Consider the following 19,490-nt stretch of genomic DNA (forward strand, 5'->3'; position numbering starts at 1 on the left):
CTTGTTAGTATTCGCTACTTAAATAGAGCATTTCATCCAAATCGTCATGTTTCGTTTCATTCAGGCAAAAATCAAATGGAGTAGATTTGAACTGGAGAAGACTTGTGCAGTTTTATAGTGTCCCGCCGTCTCAAGCCGCGTTGGCACTAGGTATGATAGGTTTAGGGCAAGCTTGGGCACTCTATGTTCCTGAGATTGGTGAACCGATACGTCCATTTTTGGCGTCACTCGGCGCACTTTTACTCGCCCCTGTACTCATAAAATATGCCGCTAATCCACGATTATTCATGGTCGACATTCGTCACCCGCTGAGTGGTAGTTTAATGGCACCAATGAGTATGGCGTTACTGATCCTTGCAGATTACCTTGCCGCTGTAGCGCCTATCATCGCTTATCCACTTTGGTTTATGGCGCTTTTGCTGCATTTTACTATGATGGTGCTGTTTTTTAGCTTTCAGCTAATGAACTTCAAAATGTCCAATATCGTACCGAGTTGGTTTCTTTATCCGGTGGGGCTGATCAGTAGTTCACTAGCCGGTTCTCAACTAGGTCACAACTTATTTTCCGAAACGTTAGCGATGATGTGCATCGGCATTTATTTCTTCATGCTGCCACTCGTGTTGTATCGTTTGGTGTTTTTCGGCTCTCTACCAAGGCGAGCAAGACCGACCCTCGCGATTATGGCCGCGCCGGTAAACTTGTCATTAGCAGCATACTTGGTGAACTTTCCCTTACCTGATCCGATACTGACAGGCGCATTGGCCGGGATCGCCATCACTATGACTTTATTGATCTACTTATGTTACTTCCGCTTACTTCGCTTGAAGTTTCAACCTTCTATCGCAGCAGTAACCTTTCCTTCCGTGATCAGCGCTATCGCAATGCATCGCTTAACCTCTTTTTTTGCCGAATCGCACCCTCACTGGCACTGGCTACACGACTTTGGTTTTCTAGAGCTCAGTATCGCGACTGTATTGGTTGTTTGGGTATCGGCAGGTTACGTCAAAATGTATTGGCCAGAAATCATGAAGTCATTTTCTAAACAAGCATAAAAAAAGGATGGCGTTTGCCATCCTCTTAGAATAGTACTTGGTTACCTAGCGTAAACCGTGCAGAAATTCGGCACGCGTTGCTGGGTTGCTCTTGAAGATGCCACCCAATGCAGTTGTTGTCGTTTCGCTGGTTGCATCCATCACACCGCGAGATTTCACGCAGTAGTGTGTTGCGTCAATCGTCACTGCCACATCATCGGACTCAAGCAGCGTTTGAAGTGCAACAAGAATTTGCTGAGTCATACGTTCTTGAACTTGTGGACGCTGCGCAAAGAAGCGAACGATACGGTTGATCTTTGACAGGCCAATGATCTTGCCACGTGGAATGTAAGCCACAGCAGCCTTGCCATCGATGGTCACAAGGTGGTGTTCACAAGTGCTGGTCACCGTGATGTCCTTCACGCGAACCATCTCGCTCACGTTCATCTTGTTCTCAATCACCGTGATTTTAGGAAAGTTGGAGTAATCCAGACCAGAGAAGATTTCGTCAACGTACATCTTAGCAATGCGGTGAGGGGTTTCTTCTAGGCTATCGTCAGTGAGGTCAAGTTGAAGTAGACCTAAGATCTCACGCATGTGGTGTTCGATCTTCTCTTTCTTCTCTTCACGACTTACGTTGTTTGGACGCATTGGCGTTTCCAAACCGCGTTGCTCTAGCGCTTCTTTTACTAACTTCGCTGACTCGCTAAGACCTGACATTCCACTTCCTCTTTTGTTTTACTTCAGCCTTCGTACAAACCCAATCAAAATTGCATTCATACTTTTCGCTTTGAGTTGCTCAGTTCGTGTCTTTACACCAAGTCACATCAGATGAAGGTACTGAGCTGATTTTCTTGAGCTCCGCAGGTTTTTTACCCCTTTTGGATGGCTGACAAGGATACTCGGATTTTTGAATAATTACACCCATATTTTATAGGTGGACATTCTTACTCAGTCCCCTTTTATGGTAAAGTTGCCACAAAACAAAAGAACACAGGATTTTCTCAATGGGCTGCTGCGACGCACCTGGCTTGATGCCAATTGAAGAAGCGATGGACAAAATGTTATCGCGAATCAAACCTATCCAAACAACGCTTTCTCTTCCACTTGCTGAAGCACTCGGTTTTGTACTGGCAGAAGATATCTTGTCTCCTATCCACGTACCGCCATTCGATAACTCAGCAATGGATGGCTACGCTATTCGCATTCAAGATCTTGAGTCATCTTCTGTATTGCCTCTGGCAGGTAAATCATTTGCAGGACAACCTTTTGAAGGTGAATGGCCTCAAGGTACCTGTGTTCGCATCATGACTGGCGCAAAAATCCCACAGGGTTGTGATACCGTTATCATGCAAGAAAACACAGAAGTGACGGATGCTGGCATTCAGTTCAATCAAACTGACGTGAAGCCGCAAAACAACATCCGCCCAACAGGTGACGACATCAAACAAGGCGACATCGTACTGGCAAAAGGTGCACGTTTGACACCTCGCGATATTCCGATGATTGCGTCGCTTGGTGTTAGCCATGTGACAGTAGTACGTAAGCCAAAAGTTGCTTTCTTCTCTACTGGTGATGAACTTAAACCACTGAGCGAACCGCTAGACGAAGGTCAGATCTACGACAGCAACCGTTACGGTATTAAACCGCTTATCGAGAACTTCGGTTGTGAAGCCGTTGATCTCGGAATCATTCCAGATTGCCCAGAGACTCTAAAAGCAACCTTTGAACAAGCGCAGACATTGGCAGATGTGGTTGTGACCTCAGGCGGTGTCAGTGTAGGCGAAGCGGATTACACCAAAGACATCCTTGAGGAACTTGGTGAAATCGGTTTCTGGAAGCTAGCAATCAAGCCGGGTAAACCTTTCGCATTTGGTAAGCTAAGTACAGCTTGGTTCTGTGGTCTGCCAGGTAACCCGGTTTCTGCAGTCCTTACTATGTACGTGCTTGTTCAACCAATGCTGGCAAAACTTGCAGGCCACACCGAATGGAAAGCCCCCGAGTCTATTCCGGCAACAACCAAAACCGCCTTTAAGAAAGCGCCAGGCCGTACCGATTACCAACGTGGTATCTATACATTGGAAGATGGCAAGTTTGTCGTTGAAACAACCGGTAACCAAAGCTCTGGTGCATTCCGCTCAATGAGCCTAGCGAACTGTTTTGTTGTATTGGAACGTGAACGCGGCCGAGTTGAAGTGGGCGAAACGGTTCAGATTCAACTATTCAACTCAACCCTTTACTAGGAAGACGTTGTGGATATTCTTTCCGATCAGGAAATGTTGCGTTACAACCGCCAAATCATTCTTCGTCAGTTTGACTTTGAAGGACAAGAAGCACTCAAACAAGCATCGGTATTGATGCTTGGTGCTGGCGGTTTAGGCTGTGCATCAAGCCAATATTTGGCGACTGCTGGTGTCGGTAAAATCACGCTGATTGATGATGATATCGTCGAGTTGTCTAACCTTCAGCGCCAAGTGCTGCACCACGATGCGGATATTGGTCGTAAGAAGGTAGAATCAGCGGCCGATGCACTACGTGAACTTAATCCGCACATTGTCGTAGATACCATCGCAAAACGTCTTGATGATACCGCGTTAGAGAGCCTGATTAAGCAACACACTATTGTTGTCGATGCATCAGATAACGTCGATACGCGCAATCAACTTAACCGCCTATGTTTTGCGACTAAAACACCGCTAATTTCAGGCGCGGCTATTCGTATGGAAGGCCAAGTGAGTGTGTTTACTTACGACGACCCAACTCAACCATGTTACCAGTGCTTAAGTGCCCTCTTCGGCAGCGGTGCGTTAAGTTGTGTCGAAGCCGGAGTCATGGCTCCTGTTGTGGGTATTGTTGGCGCAGTACAAGCGATGGAGACGATTAAAGTGATTGCTGATTACGGCCAACCAAAGAAAGGCAAAATTCTGATTTTGGACGCGCTCAGCATGTCTTGGCGAGAAATGAATCTGATGAAAATGCCAACCTGTCCGGTTTGTAGTTAGTTCTAAACCTCTAATCATTCCCAAAAAGCCCAACTCGATGTTGGGCTTTTTTCTCATTTTGACAATCAGATTTAAAACCCTTCTTCTTACAAATTTTAACTTCATAAAATTCAACAATTTAAAAGTTGGCACATTCCTTTCATTGCATATATCACGAACCAATGAGAGGGCGAATTATGAAAAGGACATCACTACTACTTGGGTCTCTAATAGCGAGCGCTTATGCACAAGCGGCGCCATTTGACACATGCCCAAGCAAAGCATACCTATTCCAATCAAGCCCGGTTCAAATCTATGGCGTCAATTTGGTTACAGGTTCTACGACTCTTTTAGAGGACGACACAGGTTTGGCTTCGGGCATCAACGGTGTAGGCTTTAACTTCACTGACCGTTATATCTACGGCTACGACACCACAAACAAAAAGATTGTTCGTCTTGGTCAAGACTTCCAAGCAGAGACGCTTAATGTTTCGGGTCTTCCAACCGACCACACCTTTTACGTAGGTGACGTTTACAACCACGTCTACTACTTGTACCGCAAAGGCAAAGGACTTTTCTCCATTGACCTTTCTCCGCTCGATTCTGATCCAAATGCGACATTGAGCATCGTGAAAATTAGTTCAACAGCGACTGTGAACCTAACCGACTTTGCATTCCATCCAGGCGACGGTTCCCTTTACGGCATCGACAATAACTCTGGAGTGCTGTACCAGTTCAACCCATCGAATGGTAATACGACTGCGATAGGCGACACTGGCGAGTTAGGCACATTTGGTGCTGGCTACTTCGATGTAAACGGAAACTACTACGTGTCACGTAACCAAGATGGCAAAATCTATCGCGTTGACCTTTCGGAAGGTAACGCAGCCAATATCGCAGCAGGTATCGTTCCTGCGGTTGAGTTTGTGTCTAACGGTCCAAGCTCAAGCCAAAATGATGGCGCACGTTGTGCAAATGCTCCAGTGATTGACGAAGACGAGCCAATCGATTTTGGTGATGCTCCAGACAGCTACCACACAACACTTGCGTCAAATGGTCCTCGCCACGAGGTGGACGGTGTAACTTGGCTTGGTTCTGTCGCGCCAGATGGTGATGCCGACGGTCAAGCAAACGACAACTCTGTTGGCACCGCTGATGAAGATGGTGTTGGTTTTGTATCCGCACTTGACCCAGGCTTAAGTTCAATTGTGAATGTGACGGCTTCCACTTCTGGCTACCTATCAGCATGGTTTGACTGGAACCGCGATGGTGACTTTAATGATGAAGGCGAACAAGTCTTTACTGACCAACTACTGTCTGCGGGTAATAATCCCCTACCGTTTGTCGTTTCAACCGCTGCAACGGAAGGGTCTAGCTGGAGCCGATTCCGCTTTAGCCAACAAACCGGATTAAACTACGATGGTGGTTCGACATCTGGTGAGGTGGAAGATTACCCAATTACCATCACTGGTAATGGCTACTCAGTGGAATATTTCCCGAGTGCAGAAGATTACGCCACCGTCGCTTACGAAGATAACTGGCCATACACCGCAGACTACGATATGAACGATGTGGTCGTGAAATTCCGCATCACTGAAACCAGTCTTGCTGGTCATGTTGAGAATATTCAAATTACTGGTGACCTAGCGGCTTACGGCGCAAGTTACAAAAATGGCTTCGCAATCCGACTACCGGGTGTTTTAAGAAGCTCGATTGAAAACGGACTAACAACGCTCTCCTTCAATGGTGTAGAACAAGCATCTAATGGCTTGGAAAGTATTTCTGATGAAGCCATTTTCATCATCAGTGAAGACTTAAGCACACACGCGGCGAGCAGCTGTAGCTACTTCCGTACCGAGTCTGGCTGTGATGATAACGTTTCACTCACCTTTACCTTGAATGTGTACTTCACTGAAGGCTCTGACCGTTCAGCAATTCAAGCCATGCCATACGACCCGTTCATCTTTGCAACACCGGGCACTTACCATGGCGATGGTATTACTTTCCAACCAGGGCGTAAGTGGGAAGTTCACTTAGCAGACCAAGCACCAACAGAACAGTTTGATGACCAAAACCTCTTCGGTGTCGGCGTCGATGCAAGTGACCCTGCGCAAGGTGTGTACTTCAAAACAGCAAACAACTTACCTTGGGCACTGTTGATAGTAGAAGATTGGGATTGGCCGCTAGAGCGTGTAGACATGGTCGATGCATACCCTCAATTCCAAACTTGGGCTGAGTCTGGTGGCGAACGAAGCACAGATTGGCACACCGCTCCAACACCTAACAAATGCTACATTCCATAGGGAGATAACATTATGAAAGCACTTATCACAATCATCATGGGATTAGCACTAACGGCTTGTGGCGGTGGCGGCGGAGGTGGTAACAGTACACCACCTTCACCAACCCAAACCACCGTTGCAGAGGAAGACACAACCCAACAGGAAGAAACAACCGTAGAAGAGACTACCGTAACTGTAGAAAATGCAACCATGCAGGACCTAGTAGTACCGGATGGCTTTAGCTACAACCCAGTGACGGAGGGTACGCTCAATGTAAACATCAGTGGTTTCTCTTCACAACGTGCACACCTAAGCGTGTACAAAGAGTTTGTCGAGAACAGTTCAGGTAACTACGATGCAAAATATCCAAGCAAAGTCGCATCGGTTCCACTCAACAACGGTACAGCAAACGTCGACTTTAATGTTTCTGATAGCCAAGGTAGCCTACTTGTTGAAATTTGGTTCTATGACGGCAGTGACCCAATTCAGAAAGTGATTACTTCTGGAGACAACACTTGGACCATGTAACTAGATAGATTGAAGGCATGGCGAAAGCGACCTTTCATCATAAATCTTCAATCTCAAGCTTAAAAATCGCATCGTTCTTTTGAACATGCGATTTTTTTGTTGTAAAACAGTAAGATTATCCACCTAGCAAACTAAAGACAATGCAAGCACTGATTAGTACTGATGAACTCAATAGCTTTCTCGGCCAACCTAACGTCAAGCTCCTCGACGCTAGTATTGCGTTTCAAATCCCTTCTGAAGGCAAAAAGATTCAAGATAAGTGGATTCCAAATACTTTACGCTTCGATTACGACAATGACTTTTGTTTACCCGGTTCTTCCCTGCCGCATATGATGCCAACAGAAGAAGGCTTCAACCAAAGTGCGCAACAACTCGGTTTGAACAACGAAGATTTGATTGTGGTTTACGACAACTCTGGCACTTTAGCCGCGCCAAGAGCTTGGTGGATGTTCAAAGCTATGGGACATGATAATGTTCGAGTCTTAAACGGCGGCCTTCCCGCTTGGGTTGAAGCCGGATTCCCTGTTGAAAGTACCCTATCGCAACCAAGCGAAGAAGGTAACTTTGCAGGTAAGCTCAACCAAAATGCCTTTTTGAGTGCACAAGATGTTCTTGCTCATTCAACCAATAAAAGTGCCAACATCATCGATGCCAGAGCCAAAGCACGATTCCTTGGTGAAGTGCCTGAGCCACGAGAAGGTCTACGTAGTGGGCACATCCCAAATTCGGTTTGCTTACCGTTTCAAGAACTCTTGACCAACGGTCACATTAAACCAAACTCAGAGTTGCAACAGATATTTAGCGCACTAACGATAGATAGTGACAATTCGATTATTTTTAGTTGCGGTTCCGGTGTAACCGCATGCATTTTATTACTCGCGGCGTATCAAATTGGTCTAGACAACCTGTCGGTGTACGACGGTTCTTGGACCGAATGGGGTACAGACCACTCTCTACCTATCGAGTGTTAAGACAAGTGTCTGTTTAACAAAGTATCTTACGTTTATCTAAAGATGATGTGTTCCAATAAACTAAACGCAGCTTCTAAACCAAACTTGTCATTTCGAAATAGAAACTGGCTATGAGTGATTTGTCACCCCTCATAGCCTGACTACATCAAAAGCCGACTATTTCCGTTAGCGTTCAGATGTCGCGTTGCCGTGCATTTGCTCATCTAAGTTGAGCACGGTTAATGCGTTGCTAACGCTCGTGGCGATCACGTCTATCGCTCCAGTTCTTAATGCTCCGAGTAGAGCGAGTGGCTTGCTGTTCTCAGCTGCGATCGCAATGACTTCCGAGATCGGCCGAAACTCTTCAATACCAAGTCCAATTACTCGGTCACTCATTACCGTGTTCGCTACATTACCGTGAATATCAAAGAAGTCATAACCTGCAAAATCCCCTACCACACCTTGTTGAAGTCTCGACTGAACCACTTCATCAGGCGTAAACCAACCTAAGTCGACCATGTAACTGTTTTCGCTCATGTCACCAATACCAACCAAAGCGACATCGGCTTTACGTGCTAGGTCGAGCGTTTGTTTCACGGTTGCATTTTGCATGAAGGCCAACTTCTGTTCTCTATTTTCTGCGTATGCCGGCGCATAAAGGGTTTCAGAGGTTCCCCCATATTTCTTCGCCAACTGACGACAAATATGGTCGGCGTTATACATACCGCCACGCGGATGAATACCACCAATGCCACACACAAATTTACAATCACGCGGCGTAATAACACCAATATGGTGAGCGACAGACGACACGTTGCGCCCTTGTCCGACCGTCACCACCATGCCGTTTTTGAGCGTGCTAGTTAGATAATTGGACACCAATCCCGATACCTGTAGTCGTTGCGCTTCTTCATTCGGTTGATCAAGAGCAACAAGCGCGCGCTTAACGCCGAATCGTTCGATCAAACGTTGTTCGATCTTGGCGCTGAACACCGGATGATATTTAACGGTAATTTCAACAATGCCTTCATCACGCGCTTGCTTGAGCATTCGCCCGACCTTTGCGCGTGATATGGCAAATTTTCTCGATATCTCTTCCTGAGTCGCACCGTCTTGATAATACGCGACGGAAATCTCTGTCAACAAATCCGTGTTTTCAATGGAAATATCTTGATTAGAACTGCTCATGGTTTCTCTCGCCCTTTAAGAGGATCGATATTGTATGCAATAAGTGAACATATGCTCATTGACTTAGCATATGTTCTTTATCAATTTAAACGCTACATTTGCTCATCGCAATAACATTTTCTCACTACAATTTTTTACCCTCTTGGACAACGCTCAAGCTTTGAACAATAAGGGCAAACGTTTATTTGGGTTAACCACTAAACACACAGTAAAAAAACGTTGATGAAGTTCACTATAAGTCCATTTCAGCGATTGACTTTCAGCATAGATAGGATAAATATGGACACATCATTTACTCAGCTATCGATCAAATGTTCATAGCATTTGTTCGGTAACGAAATTTTCCGTAGTTGGCTGAGCAGATGTCTCATTAAATGCGATGAGACGGTTAGCTAACTCGCTTGCAAATGCACAAGCTGTGATAACAAAAATCACGCTTAAGCCCATTTAAATAGGATGATCGATTATGAGCAACAAGTTAGAGCAACTTCGTAAACTAACGACTGTAGTAGCAGACACTGGCGAAATTGATGCAATTAAAAAGTATCAGCCAGAAGACGCAACAACTAACCCTTCTCTTATCCTTAAAGCCGCTCAAATCGCAGAGTACGCACCTCTAATCGATGCTTCAATCGAATACGCTAAAGCACAGAGCAACGACAAAGCTCAACAAGTTCAAGACACTTGTGACATGCTTGCAGTAAACATCGGTAAAGAAATCCTAAAAACTATCCCAGGTCGTATCTCTACAGAAGTAGACGCTCGTCTATCTTACGATATGGAAGGCAGCGTAGCGAAAGCTCGTCAACTAGTGAAAATGTACAACGATGCTGGCATCACTAACGACCGTATCCTTATCAAACTGGCTTCAACTTGGGAAGGCATTCGCGCAGCTGAGATCCTAGAAAAAGAAGGCATCAACTGTAACCTAACGCTTCTATTCTCGTTCGCTCAAGCACGTGCTTGTGCAGAAGCGGGTGTATTCCTAATCTCGCCATTCGTTGGTCGTATCATGGACTGGTACAAAGCGAAAGAAGGCCGTGACTTCGAAGCTCAAGAAGATCCAGGCGTACTATCTGTAACTAAGATCTACAACTACTACAAAGAATACGGCTACAAAACTGTAGTTATGGGCGCAAGCTTCCGTAATATCGGTGAGATCTTAGAACTAGCTGGTTGTGACCGTCTAACTATCGCTCCTGCTCTACTTGCAGAACTAGAAGCAGCTGAAGGTGAAGTAGTTGAGAAACTAGTTGATTCTAAAGGCGCAGCTGAGCGTCCAGCACCAATGACTCATGCAGAGTTCCTATGGGAACATAACCAAGACCCAATGGCTGTTGAGAAGCTGGCTGAAGGTATCCGCAACTTCGCCGTTGACCAAGGCAAACTAGAAGCGATGATCGAAGCTAAGCTTTAATTGCTTACCAAAAGCGAGTAGCCCGTCTACTCGCTTTTACCATCAGCACTATTTTCAAAAAATTCTATTTGAACTTGTTTCGGCGAGTTCCCTCTATTTAAATCAAATATCGAGAAGTAATCACTATGGATCGTAAACATCTAGCAAATGCAATCCGTGCGCTAAGCATGGATGGTGTTCAACAAGCTAACTCTGGTCACCCAGGTGCACCTATGGGTATGGCTGACATCGCTGAAGTTCTTTGGCGCTCTCATCTAAACCACAACCCATCAAACCCTGAGTGGGCAGACCGCGACCGTTTCGTACTGTCTAACGGCCACGGCTCAATGCTGATTTACTCTCTACTGCACCTTGCAGGTTACGAGTTGTCTATCGACGATCTGAAAAACTTCCGTCAGCTTCACTCTAAAACTCCTGGTCACCCAGAGTACGGTTACGCGCCAGGAATCGAGACCACAACGGGTCCGCTAGGTCAAGGCATCACTAACGCGGTTGGTATGGCTCTAGCTGAAAAAGCGCTAGCAGCACAGTTCAACAAAGAAGGCCACGACATCGTTGACCACTTCACTTACGTGTTCATGGGCGACGGCTGTCTGATGGAAGGTATTTCGCACGAGGCATGTTCTCTTGCAGGTACTCTAGGTCTAGGCAAGCTGATCGCGTTCTGGGATGACAACGGCATCTCTATCGACGGTCACGTTGAAGGTTGGTTCTCTGACGACACACCTAAGCGTTTCGAAGCTTACGGTTGGCACGTAATCCCTGCAGTAGACGGTCACGATGCTGACGCAATCAACGCAGCAATTGAAGCAGCGAAAGCGGATCCACGTCCTACACTTATCTGTACTAAGACTATCATCGGTTTTGGTTCACCAAACAAATCTGGTTCACACGATTGTCACGGTGCGCCACTAGGTGCAGAAGAAATCGCAGCAACACGCAAAGAACTAGGTTGGGAGCACGGTCCTTTTGAAATTCCGCAAGAAGTCTACGCAGAATGGTCAGCGAAAGAAACAGGCGCAGCTAAGGAAGCAGCGTGGAACGAGAAATTTGCAGCTTATGAAGCAGCGTACCCTGAGCTGGCAGCTGAATTTAAACGCCGCGTAAACGGCGAGCTTCCTGCACAGTGGGAAGAAAAAGCAAGCCAAATCATTGCTGATCTTCAAGCTAACCCAGCAAACATTGCATCACGTAAAGCGTCTCAAAATGCTCTAGAAGCATTTGGTGCTCTACTACCAGAGTTCATGGGTGGCTCTGCTGACCTAGCACCTTCTAACCTAACCATGTGGTCTGGTTCTAAGTCTCTAGAAGCAAGCGACTTCTCTGGTAACTACATCCACTACGGCGTACGTGAATTCGGTATGACAGCGATCATGAACGGTATCGCGCTACACGGTGGTTTCGTTCCTTACGGCGCAACATTCCTAATGTTCATGGAGTACGCACGTAACGCAATGCGTATGGCTGCGCTGATGAAAATTCAGAACATCCAAGTGTACACGCATGACTCTATCGGTCTTGGCGAAGATGGTCCAACTCACCAACCAGTTGAGCAAATGGCATCGCTACGCCTAACACCAAACATGAGCACATGGCGTCCATGTGACCAAGTTGAGTCCGCTGTAGCTTGGAAACTAGCGATTGAACGTAAAGATGCACCGACAGCACTTATCTTCTCTCGTCAAAACCTTGCGCAACAAGAGCGCACAGCAGAACAAGTAGCAGACATCGCGAAAGGTGCTTACATTCTGAAAGATTGCGAAGGCAAGCCTGAGCTAATCCTTATCGCAACAGGTTCTGAAGTTGAACTAGCAGTAGAAGCAGCAGCACAGCTAACTGCTGAAGGTAAGAAAGTACGCGTTGTTTCAATGCCATCAACAGACGCATTCGACAAACAAGACGCCGCTTACCGTGAAGCTGTACTGCCATCAGACGTAACAGCACGTATCGCAATTGAAGCAGGTATTGCTGACTTCTGGTACAAGTACGTAGGCTTCGACGGTCGCATCATCGGTATGACTTCATTCGGTGAATCTGCACCAGCTGGCGAACTATTCAAAATGTTTGGTTTCACGACTGAAAACGTAGTGAACACAGCAAAAGAGCTACTCGCGTAATTGCAGTAAAAAGATAGTCAGTTTTCTCTATTGCGAATGTGAAAACTGAAAAGCCCCACCAGCAATGGCGGGGCTTTCTTTTATCTGGCTCCTATTCGCATAAACGCAGCCAGGACATAAACATCACAACTTTCGTTACGACTATTTGTCTTCAAATCGAAGTGCGAGCTGATAGAAATCTTGTACTTGGTCTTTCAACTGTCGGCTGTTTTGTTCAACTGAATGTGTTGCTGCCAAGTTTTGTTCTGCGGTCGAAGCGATAGAATGAATGTGCTGGTTTACATCACTAGATAGCTTTAACTGGTTATTCGCCGCTTCTGCTACATCAACCATCAGCCCACTCATGGTTTGCATCATCTGTTCAACTTCAGACAAACGCAACGCGCTTTGTTCTGCTACTTGAGAACAGGCATCGGTTTGCTCTTTGTTTGCCAGAATATCTTTCTGCCAACTTTGAATCGTTGCCAACATAGTGGAGATAGAAGCTTGGATTTGTTCAGTTGCATTGGATGTACGCCCAGAAAGCGCGCGGACCTCATCAGCTACAACAGCAAAACCACGACCTTGCTCCCCTGCTCTTGCCGCTTCAATCGCCGCGTTAAGTGCCAGTAAATTGGTTTGCTCTGCGATCCCACCAATCTCTTCCATCAAATGGTTCACCTTCTGCGCCTGATCACTCAGTTGATACGTCGTTTCCGTCGCTTTTTCAGCTTGAAGGCTTAATTGCGCTAGATTGGTGTGCGTTTGATCAATGGTCTCCTTCGCCATCAAGCATGACTTCAATGTATCATCAATCAACATATGGGCATCATTGGTACTCGAAGAAACCGAATTTGCCGACGACTCCACCTCTTGGGTAGCATCTCGCACACGATGAATATCGGTATTTTGCTGATTTAATGCAGCCGAGACTTCTGCCGTTGTTTGACTGAGCTCTTCGGCGCAATGCTGCAAAGGCAATGCGGAGTCAGTCATTCTTCCTAACACGGTTCGAATTCTTGCGGATAGCATTTTGATATGGAAATCGGCAATCGAAAATGCCGTGTTACCGGAATAGATCAAGCGACTTACGCTGTCATATTGCTTTTGTAACTTTTTAAGTTGCTGAGGTGTATCAATTAACTCTTGGCGGAATAACAGAGCCAGAACACTTGCAGGTAACGCACTTGCAAGCCAAGCCAACGGCCCTTCAACAGACAACGCATATGCGGTTGCAGGTGCGGTTAGTGCACCAAGTAGAATCGCATAGCGAATGGTTTCATTGATTTTCAACGACCAAGTTCGACCAGACTTCTCTGCAGCACGCATGCTTTTGTAGGCTTTTGTCGCAATATCAACCCACTCTCGCTTTGGTTTCACGCGCACTGATTGATACCCAACAACATGGTTGTCTTCGTAGATAGGGGTGACATAAGCATCAACCCAATAGTAACCGCCAGACTTAGTGGCATTCTTAACCATTCCACGCCAGGCTTTACCTTGTTTAAGGCGTGCCCACATGTCACCGAAAGCGGCTTTAGGCATATCATTATGACGAACTATATTGTGGTTCTGACCGACAAGTTCTTCGTGAGTGTATTCAGCAACGCGGCAAAAGGCTTCATTACAATATGTAATAACACCTTGTAAGTTCGTTGTTGAGACGAGTTCCTCAGACTCCCTCACGAGAGTTTCTTGAGCTTTATGAGAAATATTGGCTGACATAGACGAAACTTCTTTAGTTTTTATTGATTTTCGGCAAGATATATACAGGATTTTTATTTTTATTACAAAAAGTTAGATAAAAAGTCTTATCAAATCGACATTTTTATTGTGGGAATTCACATTATCGATAAAAACATAAAGAAGAGATTGTTGATTTGAGCTAATAAACAAACCCGACACGATAGGCCGGGTTATATATTAAGCCTTAATTAAGCGGTTTGTGATTCTGGCTTTTTATTCGTTTTTAACGCAAACATCGCGATAACGAGTAACACAAATGGAAGAACATACAAATTAAGATTCTGCCAACCTACGGTAGACTCAAGCCAACCAGATAGTAATGCGGTGATGGTGACACAACTGAACACGAAGAATTCATTAAACGCTTGAGCCTTGCTTCTGTTTTTCGCTTCATAGCTTTGACTAAACAGCCCGGTTGCTGCGATAAACATAAAGTTCCACCCTATTCCTAACAGGATTAAAGCAAGACTAAAATGCCAGATAGACACTCCATGTATATTAATTCCAATACAAGCAACAAATAGCAATCCACCCGCCAAAATCATATTCTTAGCGCCAAACCGTTCTATCAGACGGCCCGTGACAAACGCAGGTGCAAACATACCCAACACGTGCCATTCGATCACTCCCGCCGCTTTATCAAAATCAAAGCCACAACCAATCATCGCTAAAGGAGTTGCTGTCATTAAAATGTTCATCACCGCGTACGCAACCATTGCCGCGATAACTGCCAGCATGAAATTAGGTCGACGAATAATCAGTCTCAGCTTATCCGCCTTAGCGTGTAGCGCCTGCGTGTGTGCAGGTGGAAAACGAATGGTTTGTAGCACAACCAACGCGGTTATATAAAGCACGACAAGCACAGCAAATGCACTAATGTATAAGCCATCATCTGACCACTGCTGCGAGTACACGGCCAGATTAGGCCCAAGGATCGCCGCTAACACCCCACCCGCCATAGATATCGAAATCGCCCTATGCCTTGCCGACTCTTCACACACTTCAATGGCAGCAAACCTGTATAGAGTACCGAAACCTATACCAACACCAAGCAAAAACGTAGACATGCAGAACAGATAGAAGTTTTGTTGACTTAATGCATACGTCGCTAGACTAGCACCCAAAATGCCAATGACATTACCAAGGCTAAAACCAAGGCGACGCCCTAACTTGCCCATAATTAGCGACGCAGGAATTGTCGCGGCCATCAGTCCCAAAAACTGCAGTGCAACTGGTAATGTGATAAAACTTGATGACGGCGCAAGTGTTTTGCCAATAAGGGCAATAACAGATATGAGTAAAATATTCCCTGTCATTAATAAGGCTTGGCAGAGGGATAGAAGCCATACATTACGATTCAATTCCAAATTCCTTTTGGTTACGACGTATACAGATAACATATAGGAAAGCAGAAACAATAGAAAGATATGAGAGTAATTCTCAACAAAAAGAGCCAGAGGCATAGTACCTCTGGCTCTTCACTATTCGCTTTTAAAAAAGTTTTTCTGTTGAGCTTACTTGTTGCGGCGCGCTTTTACTGCATCAGAAAGCTGACGAAGTACCGTTTCCGTGTCTTCCCAACCAATACATGCATCAGTGATCGACTGACCATAAGTGGCTGCTTTGCCATCCACTAAGTCTTGGCGACCTTCAACTAAATGAGACTCGATCATCACACCAAAAATGGCTTCTTCGCCAGCAGAGATTTGCTCGGATACATCATCAGACACCAGCATTTGACGCTTGAACTGCTTCGAGCTGTTAGCATGGCTAAAATCAATCATCACTTTTTTCGGCAGACCTGCGGTGTCCAGCTCATCTTTAATTTGAGCTACATGTGCTGCACTGTAGTTTGGTTCTTTACCGCCACGTAGAATAATATGGCAGTCTGGATTACCAGCGGTTTCTACGATCGCGGAATGACCGTATTTTGTTACTGAAAGGAAGTGATGGGAAGCGCTTGCAGAACGAATCGCGTCGCTCGCTATTTTAATATTCCCGTCTGTACCGTTTTTGAAACCTACAGGACAAGAAAGACCAGAAGCTAGCTCGCGGTGAACCTGAGATTCTGTCGTACGAGCACCGATAGCGCCCCAACTGATCAAATCCGCCACGTACTGAGGTGTGATCATATCTAAGAATTCACTTGCCGTTGGCAAGCCCATATCGGTTAGATCAAGAAGAAGTTTACGTCCGATACGTAGACCATCATTTAGCTTATAGGTGTCATTTAAGTAAGGGTCATTGATAAGGCCTTTCCAACCAACGGTCGTACGCGGCTTTTCAAAATAAACTCGCATAACAACCTCAAGCTGCTCGCCCAGTTCATCACGTAGTACTTTTAGCTTTTTGCCGTACTCAACCGCGGCAGCCGGATCGTGAATAGAACACGGGCCAACGATCACGAGTAATCGATCGTCTTTTCCTTCAAGAATATTGTGAATGGCGTTACGGCAATCAAAAGTGGTCGAAGAAGCGGTTTCAGTCGCTGGGAACTTCTCTAATACTGCAACAGGTGGCAATAACTCTTTTACTCTATTTATTCTTACATCATCAGTTTGAAACATTACTTCTACTTCCTGGTTTTATTTCCGACCCCATTTTTACCAACTGAACTCATTGCAACATTGTTCACAAAGCGAGCAGCATCAAGGGCTGTGGTCATTTTCTGTCTAGCGTTTAAGTAACTTATCGGCTTAGGCGTAGACTTGCAATCAGTTTTTGCAAATAAATGCAAATAAAAACCACCTGTTAACCATCGCGCACAATGTAAAGTAAAGTTTACGAAAAAAAGTTCAAAATAATCATCAATTTTCTTATGCACCAAAAAATCTTTACTACAATGTAAGAAATATCAGAAGTTTGTGAGGTATTTTTGGGTAGTAAATGTTGATCAAGTTCAAATATATTGTTGCTTGATATGAAATGATTAGAATATTAAACTAATTTCTTATAAACGCTGGTTTTTTCTAATTTTTTGATAAAACGAAGTAGAAGTTAATATGCAATCAATACAAGGAAACATTATGAACAAAGTAGCAATTGCAGTAGCAGCAGTGGTAGCTGGTAGTAGCGCGCTTTTAAACTCTGCTCAAGCTGAAATGTACATCGGGGGCAAAGTGGGCATGACTACACTTGACGACGCTTGCTATCTAAATAGCCCTTGTGATGATGAAGCGTTCGGTGCAGGACTACATATCGGTTATGACTTTACCGATATCATCGGGCTAGAGTACGGCGTAGACTTCTTAGGCGACTACAAAGCTAACTCGATGTCAGGGGCTAACACGGTTAATACGATTGACGGCAATCTAACGGCTTTAACACTTGCACCTAAATTCAACTGGCACTTAAACGACTCTTGGAATCTATTTGCTAAGATCGGTGGTGCTTACATGATGTCTGATGACGAAACAGACTTTGTCCCAACAGGTTCTTTGGGTGCTGAATACTCGATCGATAGAAACTGGAGTGTTCGCGCTGAATACCAACGCTACCAAGATATGTCTGACGACGTGTGGGACGACATGGATGCTAACTTCTTTGGTATCGGTGTTAACTACAAATTCGCAGCAGCTCCAGTTGTTGCAGCAGTTGTAACGGAAGAAGTGATCGAGCCAGATCCAGAACCAGTGATGATGAGCAAGGTGCACAAAGAAGAGTACGGTACAGGTACGTTTGAATTCGATAGTGCTAAGTTAACAGAGTCCGTTTCTGAACGTCTGGACAACTTTGTTTCATTCTTGAACGAATATCCTCAAGCTCAAGTAGAGATTACTGGTTACACGGATAGCTCAGGCCCTGCGGCATACAACCAAAAACTGTCTGAGCGTCGTGCTCAATCTGTTGCTGATTACCTAACCGCAGCTGGCATTGGTTCAGATCGTTTGACAGTTAAAGGTATGGGTGAAGAAAACCCAGTTGCTGACAACAGCACTCGCGAAGGTCGTGAGAAAAACCGTCGCGTAGAAGTTGTGGTACCTTCATTTGAATACCAAGAGCTAGTTCAACCAGAATAAGCATCTATGATTCATGATCGATGATGTGGTAAAAATTAATGGGGTGCATTTGCACCCCATTTTGATCTCATATTAAGGGATATTGCCACTATGGTTTTGGGAAAAAGATCAACTCATTATCTTGCACCATAACGCAATCCATACCAGCTGCATGCGCAGCTCGCTTCCCCAACTCAGTATCCTCGAACACAAGACACTGTGACGCCTCCAAGTCGAGTTGTTCCGCGGCCACCAAAAAGGTATCTGGAAAGGGTTTATGGTTCTCTACATCACTCGCGGTTACTACAACATCCAACTTGTCTAATAAACCTGCATGGCTTAATAAGCGCATGGCACTTTCTCGTTGGCTGCCAGTCCCGACTGCAATTTTCTTATGGCCTAAATATTCCTCTAACACGATGTTCGTGCAAGGAATAACGTCACCATGAAGCTCCATAGCAGCGAATGTTTCCATTTTAAATGTCGCGACAGTTTTAGGATCTAATGAAAGCTCATGCACACGATTTAGTTCCTCAACAATTTTAAAGCTCGGCATCCCTCCCAAACTGTGAAACCATTCCTGGCAAAACGGAAAATCAAAACGCTCAGCAGTTGCTTGCCAAGCTGCCAAGTGGGCTGGCATGGTATCGATTAGAGTACCATCCATATCAAATATGAATCCCTCATAGGGTCTAAAATCAATCGTGCTCATGTCTTTTCTTCTATTTGTGCATCTGTAATGTTAATTTATCAGCTCTTTCAATCGTCCTTACCGGCATTTACTTATCATGCTCAAAATTTCGAACTCCGTCACAATTCAAGAGTGGGAAATTCAATTATCCCCAATTAGAGCTCAAGGAAATGGTGGTCAGAACGTTAACAAGGTGGCGTCCGCTATACACCTGCGCTTTGATATCCGGCATTCAAGCTTACCTGACTTTTACAAAGAGCGATTACTTGCACTTTCTGATAGTCGTATAAGTAAAGATGGCGTGATCATCATCAAAGCGCAACAATTTCGGACACAAGAACAAAATAAGGAAGACGCCCTAAATCGGCTTCAAGCATTGATAAAAGCTGCCGCTTTACAGGAGAAGAAGCGTATTAAAACGAAACCAACCCGCGCTTCTCAACGCCGACGACTTGATACAAAAAACAAGCACGGAGCGAAAAAACAGCAACGTAAAAAAGTGCTGTATTAGTGCATGTCGTTTTCTCGACATGTTAGTTGAACAACGTTTGCTAGCCCTTGGAAATCTCATTGGATTTCTCT

General features: G+C 45.1%; 17 protein-coding genes. 10 read left to right on the plus strand and 7 right to left on the minus strand.

What is annotated here, in order from left to right; all coding sequences use genetic code 11:
- Positions 1–104 precede the first annotated feature (104 nt).
- On the plus strand, positions 105–1,052 hold the full coding sequence (locus R7P72_RS02300) for a TDT family transporter (RefSeq protein ID WP_005373475.1): 948 nt from the start codon (positions 105–107) through the stop codon (positions 1,050–1,052).
- A 45-nt stretch (positions 1,053–1,097) separates the two neighbouring features.
- Here R7P72_RS02300 and folE read toward each other — a convergent pair whose 3' ends face one another.
- The gene (gene folE / locus R7P72_RS02305; protein ID WP_005373478.1) at positions 1,098–1,751 is read right to left on the minus strand and encodes a GTP cyclohydrolase I FolE; all 654 of its coding nucleotides are present in this window, start codon (positions 1,749–1,751) and stop codon (positions 1,098–1,100) included.
- A gap of 287 nt (positions 1,752–2,038) precedes the next feature.
- On the opposite strand from folE, the gene moeA reads away from it, so the two are divergent.
- The 5 genes from moeA to R7P72_RS02330 all read left to right on the plus strand — a co-directional run bounded on the left by moeA (position 2,039) and on the right by R7P72_RS02330 (position 7,793).
- The gene (moeA, locus tag R7P72_RS02310) at positions 2,039–3,274 is read left to right on the plus strand and encodes a molybdopterin molybdotransferase MoeA (protein ID WP_005373480.1); all 1,236 of its coding nucleotides are present in this window, start codon (positions 2,039–2,041) and stop codon (positions 3,272–3,274) included.
- A gap of 9 nt (positions 3,275–3,283) precedes the next feature.
- Positions 3,284–4,033, plus strand: coding sequence for a molybdopterin-synthase adenylyltransferase MoeB (moeB, locus tag R7P72_RS02315; RefSeq protein ID WP_005373481.1), 750 nt, complete (start codon positions 3,284–3,286; stop codon positions 4,031–4,033).
- A gap of 176 nt (positions 4,034–4,209) precedes the next feature.
- Positions 4,210–6,315, plus strand: coding sequence for an LruC domain-containing protein (locus R7P72_RS02320; protein ID WP_213907154.1), 2,106 nt, complete (start codon positions 4,210–4,212; stop codon positions 6,313–6,315).
- A 12-nt stretch (positions 6,316–6,327) separates the two neighbouring features.
- Positions 6,328–6,822: a hypothetical protein gene (locus R7P72_RS02325; RefSeq protein ID WP_213906157.1), complete on the plus strand. Its 495-nt coding sequence runs from the start codon at positions 6,328–6,330 to the stop codon at positions 6,820–6,822.
- Positions 6,823–6,962: 140 nt separating this feature from the next.
- Complete coding sequence (locus R7P72_RS02330) at positions 6,963–7,793, plus strand: sulfurtransferase (protein WP_213907153.1); 831 nt, start codon at positions 6,963–6,965, stop codon at positions 7,791–7,793.
- A gap of 165 nt (positions 7,794–7,958) precedes the next feature.
- Here the strand turns inward: R7P72_RS02330 and R7P72_RS02335 are convergent, their stop codons facing one another.
- Entirely contained in the window at positions 7,959–8,960 is a 1,002-nt protein-coding gene (locus tag R7P72_RS02335; protein ID WP_005387670.1) for a sugar-binding transcriptional regulator, read from the minus strand.
- Positions 8,961–9,426: 466 nt separating this feature from the next.
- Between R7P72_RS02335 and tal the strand changes: the two genes are divergently transcribed.
- Together tal and tkt are read left to right on the plus strand one after the other, a co-directional pair.
- Positions 9,427–10,377 carry a transaldolase gene (gene tal / locus R7P72_RS02340; protein WP_005373488.1) on the plus strand — a complete coding sequence of 317 codons (951 nt, stop codon included), beginning with the start codon at positions 9,427–9,429 and terminating at the stop codon, positions 10,375–10,377.
- A 125-nt stretch (positions 10,378–10,502) separates the two neighbouring features.
- Entirely contained in the window at positions 10,503–12,494 is a 1,992-nt protein-coding gene (gene tkt, locus R7P72_RS02345) for a transketolase (protein ID WP_042522667.1), read from the plus strand.
- Positions 12,495–12,635: 141 nt separating this feature from the next.
- Here the strand turns inward: tkt and R7P72_RS02350 are convergent, their stop codons facing one another.
- From R7P72_RS02350 to R7P72_RS02365, 4 genes are all read right to left on the minus strand, one after another.
- Positions 12,636–14,198 (minus strand): methyl-accepting chemotaxis protein, encoded by a 1,563-nt coding sequence (locus R7P72_RS02350; protein ID WP_005389027.1) that lies wholly within the window; start codon positions 14,196–14,198, stop codon positions 12,636–12,638.
- Between the two features lie 209 nt (positions 14,199–14,407).
- On the minus strand, positions 14,408–15,580 hold the full coding sequence (locus tag R7P72_RS02355; RefSeq protein ID WP_021035943.1) for an MFS transporter: 1,173 nt from the start codon (positions 15,578–15,580) through the stop codon (positions 14,408–14,410).
- A 153-nt stretch (positions 15,581–15,733) separates the two neighbouring features.
- Positions 15,734–16,786 carry a 3-deoxy-7-phosphoheptulonate synthase AroG gene (gene aroG, locus R7P72_RS02360; RefSeq protein ID WP_017635200.1) on the minus strand — a complete coding sequence of 351 codons (1,053 nt, stop codon included), beginning with the start codon at positions 16,784–16,786 and terminating at the stop codon, positions 15,734–15,736.
- A gap of 5 nt (positions 16,787–16,791) precedes the next feature.
- On the minus strand, positions 16,792–17,043 hold the full coding sequence (locus R7P72_RS02365; protein WP_017635199.1) for a hypothetical protein: 252 nt from the start codon (positions 17,041–17,043) through the stop codon (positions 16,792–16,794).
- Between the two features lie 202 nt (positions 17,044–17,245).
- Between R7P72_RS02365 and R7P72_RS02370 the strand changes: the two genes are divergently transcribed.
- On the plus strand, positions 17,246–18,238 hold the full coding sequence (locus R7P72_RS02370) for an OmpA family protein (protein WP_017819897.1): 993 nt from the start codon (positions 17,246–17,248) through the stop codon (positions 18,236–18,238).
- Between the two features lie 88 nt (positions 18,239–18,326).
- Here the strand turns inward: R7P72_RS02370 and R7P72_RS02375 are convergent, their stop codons facing one another.
- Entirely contained in the window at positions 18,327–18,929 is a 603-nt protein-coding gene (locus tag R7P72_RS02375) for a beta-phosphoglucomutase family hydrolase (RefSeq protein ID WP_017819896.1), read from the minus strand.
- Between the two features lie 76 nt (positions 18,930–19,005).
- Here R7P72_RS02375 and arfB point away from each other — a divergent pair, with 76 nt between their 5' ends.
- A complete protein-coding gene (arfB, locus tag R7P72_RS02380; protein WP_017635196.1) occupies positions 19,006–19,419 on the plus strand; it encodes an alternative ribosome rescue aminoacyl-tRNA hydrolase ArfB in 414 nt (137 codons plus the stop codon).
- Positions 19,420–19,490 lie beyond the last annotated feature (71 nt).

It is taken from the genome of Vibrio sp. Vb0888, from assembly GCF_033338835.1.
GTDB lineage: Bacteria > Pseudomonadota > Gammaproteobacteria > Enterobacterales > Vibrionaceae > Vibrio > Vibrio alginolyticus.

Excerpts from the sequence above, each read along its gene's own strand:
- folE (WP_005373478.1), bottom strand. The coding sequence starts at position 1,751 with ATGTCAGGTCTTAGCGAGTCAGCGAAGTTAGTAAAAGAAGCGCTAGAG.
- moeA (WP_005373480.1), top strand. The coding sequence starts at position 2,039 with ATGGGCTGCTGCGACGCACCTGGCTTGATGCCAATTGAAGAAGCGATG.
- R7P72_RS02320 (WP_213907154.1), top strand. The coding sequence starts at position 4,210 with ATGAAAAGGACATCACTACTACTTGGGTCTCTAATAGCGAGCGCTTAT.
- R7P72_RS02325 (WP_213906157.1), top strand. The coding sequence starts at position 6,328 with ATGAAAGCACTTATCACAATCATCATGGGATTAGCACTAACGGCTTGT.
- R7P72_RS02330 (WP_213907153.1), top strand. The coding sequence starts at position 6,963 with ATGCAAGCACTGATTAGTACTGATGAACTCAATAGCTTTCTCGGCCAA.
- R7P72_RS02335 (WP_005387670.1), bottom strand. The coding sequence starts at position 8,960 with ATGAGCAGTTCTAATCAAGATATTTCCATTGAAAACACGGATTTGTTG.
- tal (WP_005373488.1), top strand. The coding sequence starts at position 9,427 with ATGAGCAACAAGTTAGAGCAACTTCGTAAACTAACGACTGTAGTAGCA.
- tkt (WP_042522667.1), top strand. The coding sequence starts at position 10,503 with ATGGATCGTAAACATCTAGCAAATGCAATCCGTGCGCTAAGCATGGAT.
- R7P72_RS02350 (WP_005389027.1), bottom strand. The coding sequence starts at position 14,198 with ATGTCAGCCAATATTTCTCATAAAGCTCAAGAAACTCTCGTGAGGGAG.
- aroG (WP_017635200.1), bottom strand. The coding sequence starts at position 16,786 with ATGTTTCAAACTGATGATGTAAGAATAAATAGAGTAAAAGAGTTATTG.
- R7P72_RS02370 (WP_017819897.1), top strand. The coding sequence starts at position 17,246 with ATGAACAAAGTAGCAATTGCAGTAGCAGCAGTGGTAGCTGGTAGTAGC.
- R7P72_RS02375 (WP_017819896.1), bottom strand. The coding sequence starts at position 18,929 with ATGAGCACGATTGATTTTAGACCCTATGAGGGATTCATATTTGATATG.
- arfB (WP_017635196.1), top strand. The coding sequence starts at position 19,006 with ATGCTCAAAATTTCGAACTCCGTCACAATTCAAGAGTGGGAAATTCAA.